Below are 16853 nucleotides of genomic sequence, written 5' to 3' on the forward strand. Positions count from 1 at the left end.
CTAAATCCCTATCCATTCCTCATTTTTTCTACCTTTCCGGCGCTATCCTCCCTATCCCCTATTCCATGTTGCGTCGGACTCTTTTTCGCCTGCCTCTGCTGGTGTTGCTGGCCCTGTTGTGTGCCTGCTCCAAAAACGGCTCTACCACCGGCCCCGATGCCAACGGCGAGGAAATAGACCCGTACCAGAACCTAGTATTTCAGTTTGATGAGGACGTAGTGAGCAAGGACCAGCAGGACCGCTGGGATACCATTCAGTACGTAAAGTTTGAGCCCGCCGTGCGCGGCAAATTCAAGTGGAGCAGTGAGCGGGAGCTGATTTTCTCCCCCCTCACGCCCTTCCGGCCCAGCACCACCTTCACGGCCGAGTTGCAAGCCGAAAATCTGCCTTCCGATAAGCGCCGCGTGTCGCTGCCCGAGAACCGCACGAAATTCCATACGCCCTATCTGCAGCTAAATACCCCACAGGCCTTCTGGGGCCGCTCCGCGCGGGCTGCCGGCACAGCCGAAATGCGCGTAGAGCTGCCGTTCAATTACTCTGTGCGCCCCACGGATGTAAAGCCTTTGCTGCGCCTCACACAGGACGGCCAACCCGTAGCCTTCGAAGTACCCAACGCCGAGCCGGGCCAGAACGTCAGCGTGCACCTCACCCAGCAGGTACGCACCGGCAGCCCGCTGACGGTAGCCCTGGCGCCCGGTCTGCACGCCGTGGGCAGCGACCAACCCACCGCCCGCGACTATTCCGCCGAAGTAACTGTACCCGACCCGCAAGCCCTGGAAGTGCGCTCCATCACCGGCAATATGGAAACCGCCGAGGCCACCATTTCCATTCTCACCAACCAGCCCGTCAGCCAGCAAGAGTTGCAGAGCAGCCTCACGGTAACGCCGCAGGTACCTTTTCAAATAGAGGAGCTGGAAAGCGGCGTGGCGCTGAAAGGTGGGTTTGAAGTGGGCAAAAGCTACCAGGTTACGCTGCGCCAGGGCCTGCGTGGGGCACTGGGCGGGCAGCTGGCCGAAACCACCACCCAAACCGTGAGCTTCTCTGATGAGCGGCCCAGCATTCAGTTTGCCTCCGCCGATAAAGCCATGTACCTCGATGCCCTCGGCACGCGCAACCTGGGCGTGCGCATCAACGAGGTAGCCAAAGTGAAGGTGACCATTGCCAAAGTCTACGCCAACAACATCCAGCAGCTGTTGCGCGGCGGCCCGCAATACGGCTACCCGGAATATGACGAAACGGACTCCGGCCAAGGCGAGGAAGGCGAATACGTGGACCGCTCCTTTCAGTATTATGACGTCGAAACCTTGGGCAACGTCCTCACCGAGCGCACCTATACCGTAGGCGGCCTGCCCAAAGAGCAAGGGCTGAGGCTCTTGAATCTGAGCTTGAAAGACCTGGAGTTTTCGGGCGGCATGAAGGGCCTATACATTGTGAAGGTACAGGACACCGAGCGGCAGTGGCTGCAGGTCAGCAAGCTGGTGGCCGTATCGGATATCGGGCTGATTGTCAAGCAGGGCAAGGCTGGCAGCACGCTGGTTTTCGCCAACTCCATCCGCAATGCCCGGCCGCTGGCCGGCGTGCAAGTGCGCTACGTGAGTACCAACAACCAGGTCATCGGCACCGGTATTACCAACCGCGAAGGCGTGGCCAAATTCGACAGCACGGCCGCCAACAGCCGGTTTAAGCTGGGCATGCTGGTGGCCCAAAAGGACGCTGATTTCACCTTTCTGGACCTCACGCGCAGCCGCGTAGAAACCTCCCGCTTTGAGGTGGGCGGCCTGCAGAGCAACGCCGCCCGCTACCAGGCCTTCCTCTACGGCGACCGGGACCTGTATCGCCCCGGCGACACTATCCGCACCAACACCATCATCCGCACCGAAGGCTGGAAAAACCCGCCCGCTAAGCTCCCCGTCAAGATTCGGCTGCTGCTGCCCACCGGCAAGGAGTACGCCAGCCTGCGCAAGCAGCTCACCCCGGAAGGCACCTTCGAGGCCAGCTTTATCCTACCACCCAGTGTGATGACGGGCATCTACACGCTGGAAGTCCTGACCGGCAACGACGTGCTGCTCACCTCACGCAAAATCAGCGTGGAGGAGTTTATTCCCGACCGCATGAAGGTGACGGTGAAAGCCGACCGCGCCGTAGCCAAGCCCGGCCAGACCGTTTCGGCGCTGATTACTGCCCAGAACCTCTTCGGCCCACCCGCCGCCGACCGTAAGTTTGAAGTAGAATTCTCGCTGAAGGAAAAGCCCTTCACCCCCAAAAACTACCCCGGCTACACCTTCGCCATCAACAGCGGCGAAAAGCAGCGGGGCAACTACGGCGAGCAGGAATCCACCCCCATTTCGGCCCGCTTCGAGAAGACAATGCGCGAAGGCTCCACCGATGCCAACGGCCGCGGCACTGCCACCTACGAAGTCCCCGATTACACCGACCTCGGCACGCTGGAAGGCGCGGCTTTTGCCACCGTGTTCGATGAAACCGGCCGGCCCGTAAACCGCCTCGCTACGTTTGAAGTGCAAACCCAGCCGGTCATGTTCGGGGTGAAGAACCTGGACGAGCTGGTAGCCACGCGCACCCAGCTGCCGGTGCGGCTGGTGGCCCTCACGCCGGCCGGCGCGCCTACCACGGCTCAGGCCCGGGTGCAGGTGGTGCGCCTGCTCTGGGAAACCGTAATTGAGCGCCAGGGCGGCCGCTACATCTATAACTCACAGAAGCGCGAGCAGGTGGTCTTGAACCGCACTGTTATGATACCCAGCGGTGGCGCCGATGCCGGGCTGAATTTCGCGCCCAACTACTCCGGCGAGTACGAAATACGGGTTTCCCGGCCCGGCGCCAGCACCTACGTAGCCCGGCGCGTGTACGCCTACGGCTTCGGTGATACGCAGAGCAATTCCTTCGAAGTAAACAACGAGGGTGAGGTGACTATTGAAGCTGATAAAGCCAAATACCAGCCCGGCGAAACGGCCCGGCTGCTGCTGAAAACGCCCTTCCCCAGCCGCGTGCTGGTAACCGTGGAGCGGGACAGGGTGCTGGACCATTTCTACGTGAACACCGACGAGAAATCGGCCCGCGTGAGCATTCCTATTCGCGCCGGCCACGTGCCCAATGTGTACGTAACGGCCACCGCCATCCGCGAAATCAAGGACAACCGACTGCCGCTTACCGTGGCCCGGGGCTTTGTGCCGCTGATGGTGGAAAAGCCCGAGGCCAGGCTGAAAGTCGCCATAAAAGCGCCCGCGCAAAGCCGCTCGCAAACCTGGCAAACCATTGAAGTCAGCACCGCGCCCAAAGCCAAAGTGACGCTGGCGGTGGTAGATGAGGGCATTCTGCAGATGAAGGACTACCGCACGCCCGACCCACACGGCTACTTCTACCAGAAGCGCGCCCTGGAAGTGCAGGCCTACGACGTGTATCCCTTCCTGCTGCCCGAGCTAGGCACCAGCAGCACCGGCGGCGACGTAGGTGACCTGGCCCGCCGCACCACGCCCGTGCCCAACCGCCGCGTAAAGCTGGTGGCCAAATGGAGCGGCGTCCTCACCGCCGATGCCAGCGGCAAGGTGCGCTACAAAGTGCGCGTGCCCCAGTTCAGCGGCGCCCTGCGCATCATGACCGTGGCTTATAAAGACGATGCTTTCGGCTCCGCCGAACACACCATGCGCGTGGCCGACCCGGTAGTTATCAGCACCGCCCTCCCCCGCTTCCTCAGTCCCGGCGACACGATTGACGTGCCCGTTACGCTGACGAATACAACTGGGAAGGTTATGAATGCCGTTATTACACTGAAATACAACTCACTTTTAAAAATTCCTAAACGAAAATCTATTTATAAAACTGATAAGGTCAGTGGAGAGGTGGTAGTATGGACGCCTATTCTCAACAACATAACTGAAACTCTAAAGCCTAACTCTGAAGGCCGAGTGCAGTTTCATATTGTAGCGAGTGGCATAGGAGTAGGTTTAATAACGGTTTCAGTAAAGACTAACGGTTCTAAAGAGACCTTTACTGAAACCATCGAACTACCCTTACGCCCTGCCTCGCCGCTGCAAAAACGCACCGGTGCGGGCGTGGTGTCAGGCGGCGCATCGCAGCAGCTGAATCTAAAAACTGATTTCCTCCCTTCTTCCCTACGGAGTCAACTGGTAGTGAGCCGCTCACCGATGACGGAGTTTGCCCGGGATTTGCGCTACCTGTTGCAATATCCCTACGGCTGCCTGGAGCAAATCGTATCGGCAGCTTTCCCGCAGCTGTATTACGGGGATTTGGCCGCCACGCTAGGGCAGAAAACCGGCACTTCGAAGGCGAGCATGTTCAACCCTAACTACCACGTGCAGGAAGCTATCCGCAAAGTAGAAGCCCAGCAGATGTACAACGGCAGCCTCAGCTACTGGCCCGGCGGCGACTACGACAACTGGTGGTCCACGGCCTATGCCGCGCACTTCCTGCTGGAAGCCAAGCAGGCGGGCTTTGCCGTGAATGAGCCGGTGCTGGACCGGGTGCTGCGCTACCTGCAGGCCCGCGTGCGCAAGCGGGAAATGGAGACCTACAACGTCATCCTGACCAGCGGCCAGATTCAGCCCCTGGCCCAGGCCAAGCGCGAAACCGCCTACTCGCTCTACGTGCTGGCCCTGGCCGGCCGCCCCGATGCCACCGGCCTGAACTACTACAAAGCCAACCGCCAGCTGCTCACTTCTGATGCGCGCTACCTGCTGGCCGCCGCGTTTGCCCTCAGCGGCAACCAGCGCGGCTACCAAAGCACCGTGCCTACCCGCTACAACGCCGCCCCCACTGCCGCCTCCCGCGAGCTGGGCAATTCCTTCTCCTCCCCCATCCGCGACCAGGCCCTAGTGCTTAATGCCCTACTCGCCGCCGACCCCGGCAACCCGCAAATCCCCGGCATGGCCCGCGAGCTGAGCCGCCAAGTGAAACGGGCCGGCTGGCTCAACACCCAGGAGCGCGCCTTCTCCCTGCTGGCCCTGGGCAAGCTGGCGAAGAAGAACGCCGGCAGCACCGTAACCGCCAGCCTGCTGGCCGACGGCAAAGCCATTGGCAACTTCTCAGGCAAAGACCTTACTGTTACCAACGTAGCCAACCGGCAGTTGGTCCTCCGCACCCAAGGCCAGGGCAGCCTTTATTACTTCTGGGAAACCGAAGGCATCAGCCCCAGCGGGCAGGTGCACGAGGAAGACGCCTACCTGCAGGTGCGCCGCTCCTTTCTCACCCGCACCGGTCAGCCCGTGGGTGCGCCCACATTCCGCCAGAACGATTTGGTGGTAGTCAAAATCACGCTGCAGGCCCCCGGCACGGCCGGTGAAATCAAGAACGTGGCCATCACTGACCTGCTGCCCGCCGGCCTGGAAATCGAAAACCCACGCATCGGCGCCGTGCGCGAGCTGGCCTGGGCTACCGATGCCGCCCAACCCGACTACCTAGACGTGCGCGACGACCGGATTAACCTATTCACCACCGCAACGGCCCAGCCCAAATCCTTCTACTATCTCTGCCGTGCGGTATCCAAAGGCACCTTCAAGCTAGGCCCCGTGAGTGCCGATGCCATGTACAATGCTGAGTATCACAGCTACAGCGGTGCGGGGGTAGTGCGGGTGCGGTAAGTTCACTCCCCTGGCTACCTAAGCAAATCAGGTGCAGCATCTTCGGAGGCCCATCGTAGAAAGCTGACTACCCATAACAAGAACCTCTTTTTCAATGGTTCTTGTTATGGGTAGTCAGCTTTTATACCAACCCGAATCATGAAATCAAAGTGTGTTCCTTCCATTTGCCGGCAGCATGGTACTTTATTCGCTTTGCTGGCACTTTTACTTTTTCTGGGAGTGCTAGCTGGACCTGCCCGGGCAGAAATTGTTACTCTCAACGCCAATGACAATGGCAAGCAAGTACAGCTGACCGTTGGCGACCAATTGATTGTGCGACTGCCTACTATTTCGCCGCGCTACGGCTGGCGGCCTACCCAGGCGTACCCCGGGCAGCTAACTGTAACGGGCACCAATATCCTGCCGGGTATCGAAAGCGGCGTACCAGGCGCACCGGCAACGTTCGAAATTCGGTTTATGGCTATTGGCCCGGGCGGCTTGGATCTAGCGCTGGTATCGGCGCGTCCCGGCACAGGTTATTCGTCTTTAGGTGGCTATTTCCACGCATACGTCACCATCGACAAACCTGGCGTTGCCAAGAATGTGAATATCACTGAATATGGCAACCACAGTCGCGTGACCGTGAACCAGGATGACCAGCTGCTTATCCGACTGGACAACACGGTGGGCTCAGGCTATACCTGGGAAGTAATGCCCCTCACCAATGATGTGGTAAAGGCAATAGCTTCTTCATCCCAAACCGTACTAAAGAAGCCGAGAAAGAAAGCTAAACAAGGCAGCCCCGATGATGTAACGTTTCAATTTCAGGCGATGCATCCCGGCCAGACCACGCTCCGGTTTCTATACCGCAATGCCACTGATAACGAAGCCCCGCCCCGGCGTGACTTTGAGCTCCAGGTAGAAGTGCCCAAGCCTCCTAAATAAGGGAGCTTGGGCACTTTTAGCTAGTAGGCTGAACAACTGCTTTACCAGCTAGCTCACTAACCGGCTCCCCTGTTTAAACCGCGCCACCTTCGCCTGAATTTCTTCCAGCCCGAGGTTATGCACGCTGCCCAAATGGGTGGTGTGAAACTCGCGGTGCGGCTCGTAGCTGCCATCTTCCACGGCCTGGCCCACCTGCTTGTACGCGGTGCGGAACGGCGTGCCGGTTTGGATAAGCTGGTTGATGTTTTCGACGGAAAATACCGCGTCGTATTTCCCTTGGTTCAGCAAGTCGGGCTTGATTTTAAGTTGGGGCAGCGCGAACAGCACGATGTCCAGTATGTCCAAGAACTGCGTCATCGGCTCGAAGAGGATTTCCTTCAGAATCTGGAAGTCCCGGTGGTAGCCGCTGGGCAGATTGCTGGTGGCCAGTATGAGCGTATTGGGCAGCGCCTGCAGGGCATTGCAGCGGGCGCGAATCAGCTCAAACACATCGGGGTTTTTCTTGTGGGGCATAATGCTGGAACCGGTGGTGAAGGCAGCGGGCAGCTCCACAAAGGCTAGGTCCTGGGAGTTATAGAGCACCAGGTCGTAGGCCATTTTGGCGAGAGTGGCGGCCATGCCGGCCACCGCAAACGCTACCGTTTTTTCAGTCTTGCCGCGCAGCATTTGCGCGCCTACGCTGCTGACGGCTAAATTGCCAAAACCCAACTCCTGGGTGGTCTGCAGGCGGTCAATCGGGAAGCTGCTGCCGAAGCCGGCGCCGGAGCCCAGCGGGTTTTGGTCGGCTACGGTGTGGGCGGCTTCGAAGAGAGCCAGATCCAGCAACAGGTGCTCGGCGTAGGCCGAAAACCACAGGCCGAAAGAGCTGGGCATGGCGGCCTGAAAGTGCGTGTAGCCGGGCATCAGGTCGGTGCGATGCTGCTCAGCTTTGCGCAGCAGCACGTCTACCAGCTCCAGTGTGCGGGCTGCGGCGCGCTCAGTGTAGTCTTTCAGGAAGAGCTGAATGGCCGTTAGTACCTGGTCGTTGCGGGAGCGGGCCGTGTGGATTTTCTTGCCTGCGTCGCCGAACTTCTCAGTCAGGTAATACTCGATTTTGGAGTGCACGTCCTCAAAGCTTTCCTCAATGGTGAACGTGCCGGCTTCCAGCTGCGCGGCCAGCTCCGTGAGGCCTTGTTGCAACTGCTGGTTTTCGGCTTCGGATAGCAATCCGGCTTTAGCCAGCATGTTCGCCTGGGCTTTGGATGCCTGTACATCGAAGCGCGCGAGGTACATATCCAGCTCCCGGTCGCGGCCCACAGTGAACTGTTCTATTTTCTTATCGACGGCAATGCCTTTGTCCCAGATTTTCATGTATTAAGTGGTTTTGTTCTAGGCTAAGGCCATTCGTTATTGCTTACTTTCAGGCCACCGCCTTTCTTCGCTTCAATTTATTTTAACCCAATTTCTCAGCTATGCAGAAAATCACCACGTTCCTGACTTTCAAGGACAAAGCAGAAGAGGCCGCGAAGCTGTATACCAGCATTTTTAAAGACTCAAAAATCAATAACGTCACACATTATAAAGGGGGGCCCATGCCCGCGGATAGTGTAATGACAGTTGAGTTTGAGTTGGCCGGGCAAAAATACGTGGCGATGAATGGAGGGCCTCACTTTACCTTCACCGATGGCATTTCGTTGGCCGTGAGCTGTGCCGATCAGGCTGAAATAGATGAATTATGGCAAAAGCTAACAGCTAATGGAGGCCAGCCGGGCCAGTGCGGCTGGCTGAAAGACCCCTTTGGCGTGTCGTGGCAAATTACGCCGGTAAATCTAGGGCAGTTACTGCGCAGCGACGATCCAGCAAGGGCGCAACGCAAAATAGGGGCTCTGATGCAGATGCATAAAATTGACATTTCCGCCCTGGAACAAGCCTAGCTTCATAGCTCCAGCCCCGTCAGCAGGTATACGTAGCCCTGGATTCCCTGGCGGATTTCGCTGAGCAGAATGTACTCATCCGGCGTATGGGAGCGGGCGGAGTCGCCGGGGCCGATTTTGACGGTGGTAAACGGCATCATCGACTGATCGGACAGCGTGACGGAGCCGAACGTGCGTCGCCCCAGCGCCAGACCGCGCTGCACCAGCGGGTGCTCCAGCGCAATGCGCGAGGAGTTCAAATGCGTGGAGCGCGGCGTCACCTCCGAGCTGATGTGCTGGCGCACCAGCTCCACCACTTCCGAATTAGAATACAGCTCATTGGTGCGCACATCTACCACAAACGTGCAGCGGTCCGGCACCACATTGTGCTGGGAACCGGCCTGAATTTGCGTGACCGTCATTTTCACCGGCCCCAGCAGCTCCGAGACATTCGGGAAGCGAAAATCCTTCAGACACTGAATATCCCGTACGGCTTTGTACAGGGCGTTTTCCCCTTCCTCGCGGGCGGCATGGCCGGTACGGCCGTGCGCTACGCAGTCCAGCACCACCAGGCCCTTTTCGGCAATGGCCAGGTCCATTTGGGTAGGCTCACCCACAATGCCTAGGGCAATTTCCCCGAGTTCGGGCAGCACGCTGCGAATACCACCGGCCCCGGAAATTTCCTCCTCGGCCGTGATGGCGCAAATCAGGTTGTAGGGTAGGTTTTCCTGGTTGTGAAAATGCAGGAATGTCGCCAGCAAACTCACCGCTGAGGCGCCGGCATCGTTGCTGCCGAGGCCGGTGAGTTGGTCGCCTTCCACTACCGCGCCGAACGGGTCATAGGTCCAGGTAGCGCCGGGCTTCACGGTATCGTGGTGAGAATTGAGCAGGATGGTGGGCTTGCCGGGGTCGAAATGCCGGTTGCGGGCCCACACGTTGTGCCCTTTGCGCTGGGGCTGGGCACCGTGGTGCGTCAGGAAATCGAAGATTAAATCCGCCGTTTTCTCTTCCTCGCGGGAGAAGGAAGGCGTCTGAATCAGCGCAATCAGCAACTGAATGGCCTCTTCGGCCAGCGTGGCGCTTACTGCTGACATAGAATAGTCTTTACCGGCTCATTAATCTTCAGCGCATTTTCGATAACTACACGCTCCACGCCCGCCTCCAGCGCAGCAAAGGCGTTATCGAGCTTGGGTACCATGCCGGCCGCAATAACGCCTTCCGCTTTCAGGTGCTGATACTGCTCCGCCGTGATGCGCGGAATGACAGATTGCTCGTCGTTCATATCAGCCAGCACGCCGTCCTTCTCGAAGCAGAAGTGCAGCTCCACTTCGTACAAATCGGCCAGGGCGCGGGCCAGGGTGCTGGCAATGGTGTCCGCGTTGGTATTCAGCAATTGGCCTTGTCCATCGTGGGTAATGGCGCAAAATACGGGTGTGAGGCCGGTTTGCAGGAGCTGATCTACCAGCTCGGTGTTGATGCTGTCCAGGGGCAAATCACCCACAAAACCGTAGTCTATTTCCTTGACCGGGCGCTTGGTGGCCCGGATGACGTTGCCATCGGCCCCGGAAAGGCCCAGCGCATCTACCCCGAAACTCTGGAGCAGGGCCACCACCTGTTTGTTGGTTTTGCCGGCGTAGAACATGGTAACGATATCCAGCGTGGCCGCGTCGGTAATGCGGCGGCCCTGCACCATCTTCGGCTCGATGCCCAGATCGGTAAGCATCTGGCTGGCGCCTTTGCCCCCCCCGTGCACCAGAATCTTTTGTTCAGGCACCTGCGCCAGCTCGGCCAGGAAAAGCCGCAGTTGCTGTTCATCATCAATGATGCCGCCACCAATCTTGAATATTTTCAGGATGTTACTCATTATTGAGAGGAAAGAAAAATGGCGCACATGGTATCAAAACGCCCAAATTTCTATTTAAAACGGGAACCAGCAGCAGTATGATATTTTACTGGTCACTCATTTTTTTTGGACTGATCCAGCAAAGTTTCCGAAAAAAAACGTCTAGTTTTGCAACGATTTCAGGGTCTACCGCATTTTAGACCGCAGAAACCCATCCACCGCGCTGCGGTTCTGGTACTTGTCATGATTCGTCTCTCTTCTATTGCACTTACGCGTCGTACCGCCCTACTGGTGCGAATAATGCCAGCTTAAGAGCTGGCTTGCAATACCTCGTCTGCGTTCCACTGCGAACTGCCAACCGACGAAGCCCGCTTACGTAAAGCGGGGCTAACCAAAGAGAAAATCAACGAATAACTGACCGACACGAGTGTAGGCCCAAGAGTATGCTTCCAACGCGGGTGAAAGTATGTCCCCGCCTGGCGCGACGCTAACGCGCGTCTCCGCTCTGCCATCCTTCTTTTTTCTGGCATAATCCCCGGTTACTGCTTCTCTCCAGAGGTGGTTATGGCAACTCCGTCTACAGGCGGTTTGCCCCCGTGCATCTGCTAATTCCCCTCCGACTTTCTGCCGTTTCCTGTCCGGATAGGCCCCATCGTCACTTTTCCCATGATTCTACGAGTTGCGAATGCTGCCGACGCGCAGTATGTGGAAACGCTTTGTCAATGGTACGAGCAGTCGGCCAAGCAACGGGGCGTGGGTATCGCCAAGCGCGACCCCAACTACCTGATTAAGAAGATGGTACGCGGCGACGCCATCATTGCCTTCATGGATGATCAGCTGGCCGGCTTCTGCTACATCGAGACCTTCGAGGACAACAAATTTGTCGTCAACTCGGGTCTGATTGTAAACACTGAGCTGCGCAAGGAAGGCTTGGGCCGCGCCATCAAGCACCGTGTGTTTGAGCTTTCACGCACCAAGTATCCGCAGGCCAAAATCTTCGGCATTACCACCAGCGGACCGGTGATGAAGATCAACAGCGAGCTGGGCTACCGCCCGGTTACATTCCAGGACCTTACCCAGAGCGACGACTTCTGGAAGGGCTGCGGCAGCTGCAAAAACTACCAGATTCTGCAGGACAATAACCGCAAAATGTGCCTGTGCACCGGCATGGTCTACGATAACCTCAACGACCAATTTGCCCAGCAGCCCCAGGAAACCATCAACTTCATCGAAGAACCTCAACAGCACTAATGAAAAAGGTAGTTCTCGCCTACAGCGGCGGTTTGGATACGTCTTTCTGCGTTGTGTACCTCACCCGCGAGCTGGGTCTGGAAGTGCACACGGTTATCGTCAACTCCGGCGGCTTTTCCGAGGAAGAGCTGGCCGCCATCGAGAAGCGGGCCTACGAGCTGGGCTCCACGAAGCACGAGGTAATTGACGTGACCCAGCGTTTCTACCACGACTGCCTGCGCTACCTTATTTTCGGCAATGTGCTGAAGAACGACACGTACCCGTTGAGCGTCAGCGCGGAGCGGATGTTCCAGTCGCTGGCTTTGGCCGAGTACGCCCGGGAGCACAAGGCCGACTACATTGCCCACGGCAGCACCGGCGCCGGCAACGACCAGGTGCGCTTCGACGTGGCTTTCTCGGTGATTTCACCCAACACGGAAATCATCACCCCCATCCGCGACCTGAAACTCTCGCGCCAGGCGGAAATTGACTTTCTGAATAAGCACGGCTTCGAAATGAGCTGGGAGAAGGCCAAATACTCTATCAACAAGGGTATCTGGGGCACCAGCGTGGGCGGCGTCGAAACGCTGACCTCGCATCAGGCTTTGCCCGAGTCGGCCTACCCCACCCAACTCAGCGAAACCGAACCGACCAGCATTGAGGTAACCTTCGAGAAAGGTGAGCCAGTAGCGCTGAATGGCAAGGCTATGAATCCGGTAGAGCTGATTCAGGCGCTGAATGAGCTGGCTGGCGCCTACGCCATTGGCCGCGACACGCACGTAGGCGACACCATTCTGGGTATCAAAGGCCGCGTGGGCTTCGAAGCCCCTGCTCCGCTGATTCTGCTGAAAGCGCACCATTTACTGGAAAAGCACACGTCTTCGCGCTGGCAGCTGCTGCACAAAGACTACGTGGCCAACTGGTACGGCACGCTCCTGCACGAGGCCCAGTACCTGGACCCGGTGATGCGCGACTTTGAGGCCTTCCTCACCTCGTCGCAGGAGCGGGTGTCGGGCAAGGTATTCGTGACGCTGAAACCCTACCAGTTCGAGCTGCAGGGCATCGAGTCGAAGTATGACATGATGCGCTCCAAAGTGGCCACCTACGGCGAGGAAAACGACGCCTGGGACGGCCGCGACGCCAAAGGCTTCATCAAAATCTTCAGCAACCAGCTGCGGATTCACTCCTCCTTCAACGATGAAAATTAAGGTTGGCATCGTCGGCGGGGCCGGCTACACGGCTGGGGAGCTGATCCGTATTCTGCTGCATCATGAGTTTGTGGAGTTGGGCGGCATCGTCAGCTCCTCTAACGCCGGCAACCCCGTCTATCAAGTCCACGATGATTTGGTGGGAGAGACAGACCTGGTATTTGCTTCCGAGTTGGCCGGGGATGAGGACGTGGTGTTTCTATGCCTGGGCCACGGCAATTCGAAAGCTTGGCTGGAGAAAAACTCCCTACCCGAAACCACCCACGTCATCGACCTGAGCAACGACTTCCGTCTGGAAGCGGATGCAGAGTTTGAAGGCCGGGAGTTTGTGTACGGGCTGCCGGAGCTGAACAAAAGCCGCATCCAGCAGGCCCAGAGCATCGCCAACCCGGGCTGCTTCGCCACGGCTATCCAGCTGGCCTTGCTGCCCTTGGCGCAGGCTGGTAAGCTGACGGATGACGTGCATGTGTCGGCTATTACGGGCTCCACGGGTGCGGGCCAGAGCTTGTCGGAGACGGTGCACTTTTCGTGGCGCACCAATAACGTGTCCATCTACAAGCCCTTCACCCACCAGCACCTCGGCGAAATTGGGGAGAGCCTGGCGCAGCTACAGTCTCCGCTGGAACTGGATATCCACTTCATCCCCTACCGCGGCAATTTCTCGCGGGGCATTTTCGCCAGCGTGTACACGCCGTCGGACCTGACCCAGGAGGAGGCCTGGGAGCTGTATAAGAAGTTCTACGCCGATGCACCCTTTACCACGGTTTCTGACAAAGAAATTCACCTGAAGCAGGTGGTAAACACCAACAAGTGCCTGCTGCACGTGCAGAAATTTGGCAAGCAGCTGCTCATTACCTCGGTTATCGATAACCTGGTGAAAGGCGCTTCGGGCCAGGCAATCCAGAACATGAACCTGCTCTTCGGCTTGCCCGAGACGACAGGCCTTCACCTCAAATCGGTGCTTTTCTAATGGAGCTTTTCAATGTTTATCCGCTCGTCAACATCACGCCGGTAAAGGCGCTGGGGGCGAAACTATGGGACGATAAGGGCCAGGAATACCTGGATTTCTACGGCGGGCACGCCGTGATTTCCATCGGCCACAGCCACCCGCACTACGTGCAGCGCCTCACCGAGCAGCTGCAGAACATTGGCTTCTACTCCAACTCCGTGCAGATTCCGATTCAGCGGGAGCTTGCCCAGAAGCTAGGTAAGGTATCGGGCTACGAGGACTACTCGCTGTTCCTGTGCAACTCAGGGGCTGAAGCCAACGAAAACGCCCTGAAATTGGCGTCCTTCCACACCGGCAAGAAGCGTGTAGTCGCCTTTAAAGGCGCTTTCCACGGCCGTACGTCTGGCGCAGTGGCCGCTACTGATAACCCCAAAATCGTAGCGCCTTTCAACGCTGACCACGCCATTTCCTTCGTGGAATACGATTTGGCAGCAGTAGAGCAAGTGTTACAGGGCGGCGACGTTTGTGCGGCCATTATCGAGCCTATTCAGGGCGTGGGTGGTATCATCATGCCTTCCGATGAATTCCTGCAAGGCTTAGCTGCGCTGTGTAAGCAATATGGCGCGCTGCTGATTGCCGATGAGGTGCAGAGCGGCTATGGCCGTAGCGGCAAGTTCTTCGCGCACCAGCACGCCGGCATCCGGCCCGACGTTATTTCGGTGGCGAAAGGCATGGGAAATGGCTTCCCCATCGGCGGCATCCTGATTGCGCCGGAGCTGAAGGCCTTCTATGGGCTGCTGGGTACCACGTTTGGCGGCAACCACCTGGCCTGCGCTGCGGCGCTGGCCGTGTTAGAAGTCATTGAGCAGGAAAACCTGCTGGCCCACGCTACCGAAATGGGTAATTATCTCCGCACAGAGCTGGAAGCCAATGCCGGTGCCGAGGAAATCCGCGGCCGGGGCCTGATGGTGGGCATCAAGTATGCCTTCCCCATCAAGGACGTGCGCGACAAGCTGCTGTCAGACTACCACATCTTCGTTGGTAATGCCTCCGACCCGACGGTGCTGCGTCTGCTGCCGCCACTGAACATTACGAAAGCCGAGGTTGACCGTTTCCTGCTGGCGCTGTATGCGCTGACGGAAAAGTCAGTGACGGCCTAGCCTTAGAAGGCAACTGCATCAATTATGAACGTGCTTAAGGTTTTCCTAATCACCTGTTTCCTTTTGATGCTAGGGTACTGGCTGTACGTAAGCTATTTCTCGAAAAGCAGCAGGGTATATAAGCAGATGCACTAGGTAAAAACCGGCATGACGCAACAGCAGGTAGCCATCATTCTATCTGTCCCTGACACGGTTTATCAGTGGAATAAAAATGACGACTCCCTTTTGGTGATGCAGTATGATATGGGTTTGGGTGCTCCTGATGACCTGCGTGTGTTTCTGCATCATGACACCGTAGCGGCAGTCACCTACAATCAATAAAGAATCTGCTGGAGCAAGTAGCCTTCAAACGTCTTTCAACGGAATCAACGAATTGGAAAATACAAAATTGGTCAAGCTAGTGCTGGAAGACGGCACTGAAATCGAGGGACAATCTTTCGGGGCCTTTACCTCGTCTGCTGGGGAGGTCGTGTTCAGTACGGCCATGACGGGCTACCCGGAAAACCTGACGGACCCCTCCTTTGCCGGCCAGATCCTGGTGCTGACCTACCCCATGGTGGGCAACTACGGCGTGCCCGGCGAGGAGCTCTACGAGTCGATTTCCCGGATCTTCGAGTCCGACAAGGTGCACATTGCCGGCCTGGTGGTGAACTACTATTCTGAGGAGCACAGCCACTGGAACGCGGCCAAAAGCCTGGGCGACTGGCTGAAGGAATACAACATCCCCGGTATCTGCGGGGTGGATACGCGGATGCTCACCAAGAAGCTGCGCGAGAAAGGCGCGATGCTGGGCAAAATCGTCGCCGGGGAAGATGTGCCCCTCCATGACCCCAACCAGGACAACCTGGTAGCCCAGGTGAGCCCCACGGAGGTCACCCGCTACGGCCACGGCCAACATAAAATTGTGCTCGTGGATTGCGGCACCAAGACCAACATTATTCGCTGCTTTCTCGAGCGCGACGTAGAGCTCATCCGCGTGCCCTGGGACTACGACTTTACCCAGCTCGACTACGATGGCCTGTTTTTAAGCAACGGCCCCGGCGACCCGAAGATGTGCCAGGCCACCATTGCTCACCTGCAGCAAGCCCTGCAGCAGGACAAGCCCATCTTCGGCATCTGCCTGGGCTCCCAGCTCATGGGCCTGGCCGCGGGCGGGGACACCTTCAAGCTCAAGTACGGCCACCGCAGCCACAACCAGCCCGTCAAGCTCACCGGCACGCAGCGCTGCTACATCACCAGCCAGAACCACGGTTTCGCCGTCGATACCGATACGCTGCCCGCTGACTGGACTATGTTGTTCGAAAACCTGAACGACGGCACCTGTGAAGGCATCAAGCACAAAACCAAGCCTTTCTTCTCCACCCAGTTCCATCCCGAAGCCGCTGGCGGCCCCGAGGACACCGAGTACCTGTTTGATGACTTCTTGAAGGCAGTTGCTGAGTATAAAGCTAGTGAATAGCCTCTCTCGTCTGTCATGTCGAGCGAAGCCGAGACACCTCGCGTGCTGATGTTGCAATACTAACTAGCGGCGCGGGTGAGATATCTCGGCTACGCTCTACATGACAGTCAAATTTTTAAAAAGAATTTTTCGCCCTCTTCTCTAGTAGATGAGCCTTGGGGTAAAGCCCCGCCAGCACATACGAATGAACAAACCCACCAAAGTACTGCTCCTCGGTTCCGGCGCGCTGAAAATCGGCGAGGCCGGCGAGTTCGACTACTCCGGCTCGCAGGCGCTCAAGGCGCTCAAAGAGGAAGGCATCCGCACGATCCTCATCAACCCCAACATTGCCACCGTGCAGACCTCGGAGCACCTGGCCGACGACGTGTACTTTCTGCCCGTGACGCCCTACTTCGTGGAGGAAGTCATTAAAAAGGAGCGGCCCGACGGCATCCTGGTGGCCTTTGGTGGGCAGACGGCGCTCAACTGCGCCGTGGCCCTGTACCGGGCCGGGGTATTTGAGCAGTATAATGTGCGCGTGCTGGGCACGCCCGTGCAGAGCATCATCGACACGGAGGACCGCGACATTTTCAAGGA

Annotated in this window: 13 protein-coding genes; 10 read left to right on the top strand and 3 right to left on the bottom strand. The window is 57.8% G+C overall.

Translation table 11 applies throughout. The features are described 5' to 3' along the window. Positions 1-65: 65 nt before the first annotated feature. Positions 66-5612: an alpha-2-macroglobulin family protein gene (locus Q4G72_RS14570; RefSeq protein WP_303312162.1), complete on the top strand. Its 5547-nt coding sequence runs from the start codon at positions 66-68 to the stop codon at positions 5610-5612. A gap of 219 nt (positions 5613-5831) precedes the next feature. Beyond that, on the top strand, positions 5832-6536 hold the full coding sequence (locus Q4G72_RS14575) for a protease inhibitor I42 family protein (RefSeq protein ID WP_303312163.1): 705 nt from the start codon (positions 5832-5834) through the stop codon (positions 6534-6536). 48 nt (positions 6537-6584) lie between these two features. On the opposite strand, the gene argH is transcribed toward Q4G72_RS14575, so the two are convergent. Continuing rightward, positions 6585-7886 (bottom strand): argininosuccinate lyase, encoded by a 1302-nt coding sequence (gene argH / locus Q4G72_RS14580; RefSeq protein WP_303312164.1) that lies wholly within the window; start codon positions 7884-7886, stop codon positions 6585-6587. A gap of 101 nt (positions 7887-7987) precedes the next feature. Here argH and Q4G72_RS14585 point away from each other — a divergent pair, with 101 nt between their 5' ends. Then, the gene (locus tag Q4G72_RS14585; protein ID WP_303312166.1) at positions 7988-8449 is read left to right on the top strand and encodes a VOC family protein; all 462 of its coding nucleotides are present in this window, start codon (positions 7988-7990) and stop codon (positions 8447-8449) included. Between the two features lie 2 nt (positions 8450-8451). On the opposite strand, the gene Q4G72_RS14590 is transcribed toward Q4G72_RS14585, so the two are convergent. Together Q4G72_RS14590 and argB are read right to left on the bottom strand one after the other, a co-directional pair. Beyond that, positions 8452-9522, bottom strand: coding sequence for a M20 family metallo-hydrolase (locus Q4G72_RS14590; RefSeq protein WP_303312167.1), 1071 nt, complete (start codon positions 9520-9522; stop codon positions 8452-8454). Beyond that, positions 9510-10292, bottom strand: a complete 783-nt coding sequence (gene argB, locus Q4G72_RS14595; RefSeq protein WP_303312168.1) for an acetylglutamate kinase — start codon at positions 10290-10292, stop codon at positions 9510-9512. Before argB ends, Q4G72_RS14590 begins: the two co-directional genes overlap by 13 nt. A gap of 645 nt (positions 10293-10937) precedes the next feature. Here argB and Q4G72_RS14600 point away from each other — a divergent pair. The 7 genes from Q4G72_RS14600 to Q4G72_RS14630 all read left to right on the top strand — a co-directional run. Further along, on the top strand, positions 10938-11522 hold the full coding sequence (locus Q4G72_RS14600; protein WP_303312170.1) for a GNAT family N-acetyltransferase: 585 nt from the start codon (positions 10938-10940) through the stop codon (positions 11520-11522). Beyond that, positions 11522-12709, top strand: coding sequence for an argininosuccinate synthase (argG, locus tag Q4G72_RS14605; RefSeq protein ID WP_303312171.1), 1188 nt, complete (start codon positions 11522-11524; stop codon positions 12707-12709). The genes Q4G72_RS14600 and argG overlap by 1 nt, the downstream gene beginning before the upstream one ends. Then, entirely contained in the window at positions 12699-13679 is a 981-nt protein-coding gene (gene argC, locus Q4G72_RS14610) for an N-acetyl-gamma-glutamyl-phosphate reductase (RefSeq protein ID WP_303312172.1), read from the top strand. The genes argG and argC overlap by 11 nt, the downstream gene beginning before the upstream one ends. Continuing rightward, positions 13679-14818: an aspartate aminotransferase family protein gene (locus Q4G72_RS14615; protein WP_303312173.1), complete on the top strand. Its 1140-nt coding sequence runs from the start codon at positions 13679-13681 to the stop codon at positions 14816-14818. Before argC ends, Q4G72_RS14615 begins: the two co-directional genes overlap by 1 nt. Positions 14819-14965: 147 nt before the next feature. Then, on the top strand, positions 14966-15139 hold the full coding sequence (locus tag Q4G72_RS14620; protein WP_303312174.1) for a hypothetical protein: 174 nt from the start codon (positions 14966-14968) through the stop codon (positions 15137-15139). A gap of 52 nt (positions 15140-15191) precedes the next feature. After that, on the top strand, positions 15192-16277 hold the full coding sequence (gene carA / locus Q4G72_RS14625; protein ID WP_303312175.1) for a glutamine-hydrolyzing carbamoyl-phosphate synthase small subunit: 1086 nt from the start codon (positions 15192-15194) through the stop codon (positions 16275-16277). Positions 16278-16461: 184 nt separating this feature from the next. Beyond that, positions 16462-16853, top strand: a 392-nt coding sequence (locus tag Q4G72_RS14630; protein WP_502213685.1) for a carbamoyl phosphate synthase preATP-grasp domain-containing protein, incomplete at its 3' end; no start/stop codon positions are given.

The organism is Hymenobacter sp. BT730, assembly GCF_030542105.1.
In the GTDB taxonomy this organism is placed as follows: Bacteria; Bacteroidota; Bacteroidia; order Cytophagales; family Hymenobacteraceae; genus Hymenobacter.

Excerpts from the sequence above, each read along its gene's own strand:
- Q4G72_RS14570 (WP_303312162.1), top strand. The coding sequence starts at position 66 with ATGTTGCGTCGGACTCTTTTTCGCCTGCCTCTGCTGGTGTTGCTGGCC.
- argB (WP_303312168.1), bottom strand. The coding sequence starts at position 10,292 with ATGAGTAACATCCTGAAAATATTCAAGATTGGTGGCGGCATCATTGAT.
- argH (WP_303312164.1), bottom strand. The coding sequence starts at position 7,886 with ATGAAAATCTGGGACAAAGGCATTGCCGTCGATAAGAAAATAGAACAG.
- argC (WP_303312172.1), top strand. The coding sequence starts at position 12,699 with ATGAAAATTAAGGTTGGCATCGTCGGCGGGGCCGGCTACACGGCTGGG.
- argG (WP_303312171.1), top strand. The coding sequence starts at position 11,522 with ATGAAAAAGGTAGTTCTCGCCTACAGCGGCGGTTTGGATACGTCTTTC.
- Q4G72_RS14615 (WP_303312173.1), top strand. The coding sequence starts at position 13,679 with ATGGAGCTTTTCAATGTTTATCCGCTCGTCAACATCACGCCGGTAAAG.
- Q4G72_RS14600 (WP_303312170.1), top strand. The coding sequence starts at position 10,938 with ATGATTCTACGAGTTGCGAATGCTGCCGACGCGCAGTATGTGGAAACG.
- Q4G72_RS14585 (WP_303312166.1), top strand. The coding sequence starts at position 7,988 with ATGCAGAAAATCACCACGTTCCTGACTTTCAAGGACAAAGCAGAAGAG.
- Q4G72_RS14590 (WP_303312167.1), bottom strand. The coding sequence starts at position 9,522 with ATGTCAGCAGTAAGCGCCACGCTGGCCGAAGAGGCCATTCAGTTGCTG.
- Q4G72_RS14620 (WP_303312174.1), top strand. The coding sequence starts at position 14,966 with ATGACGCAACAGCAGGTAGCCATCATTCTATCTGTCCCTGACACGGTT.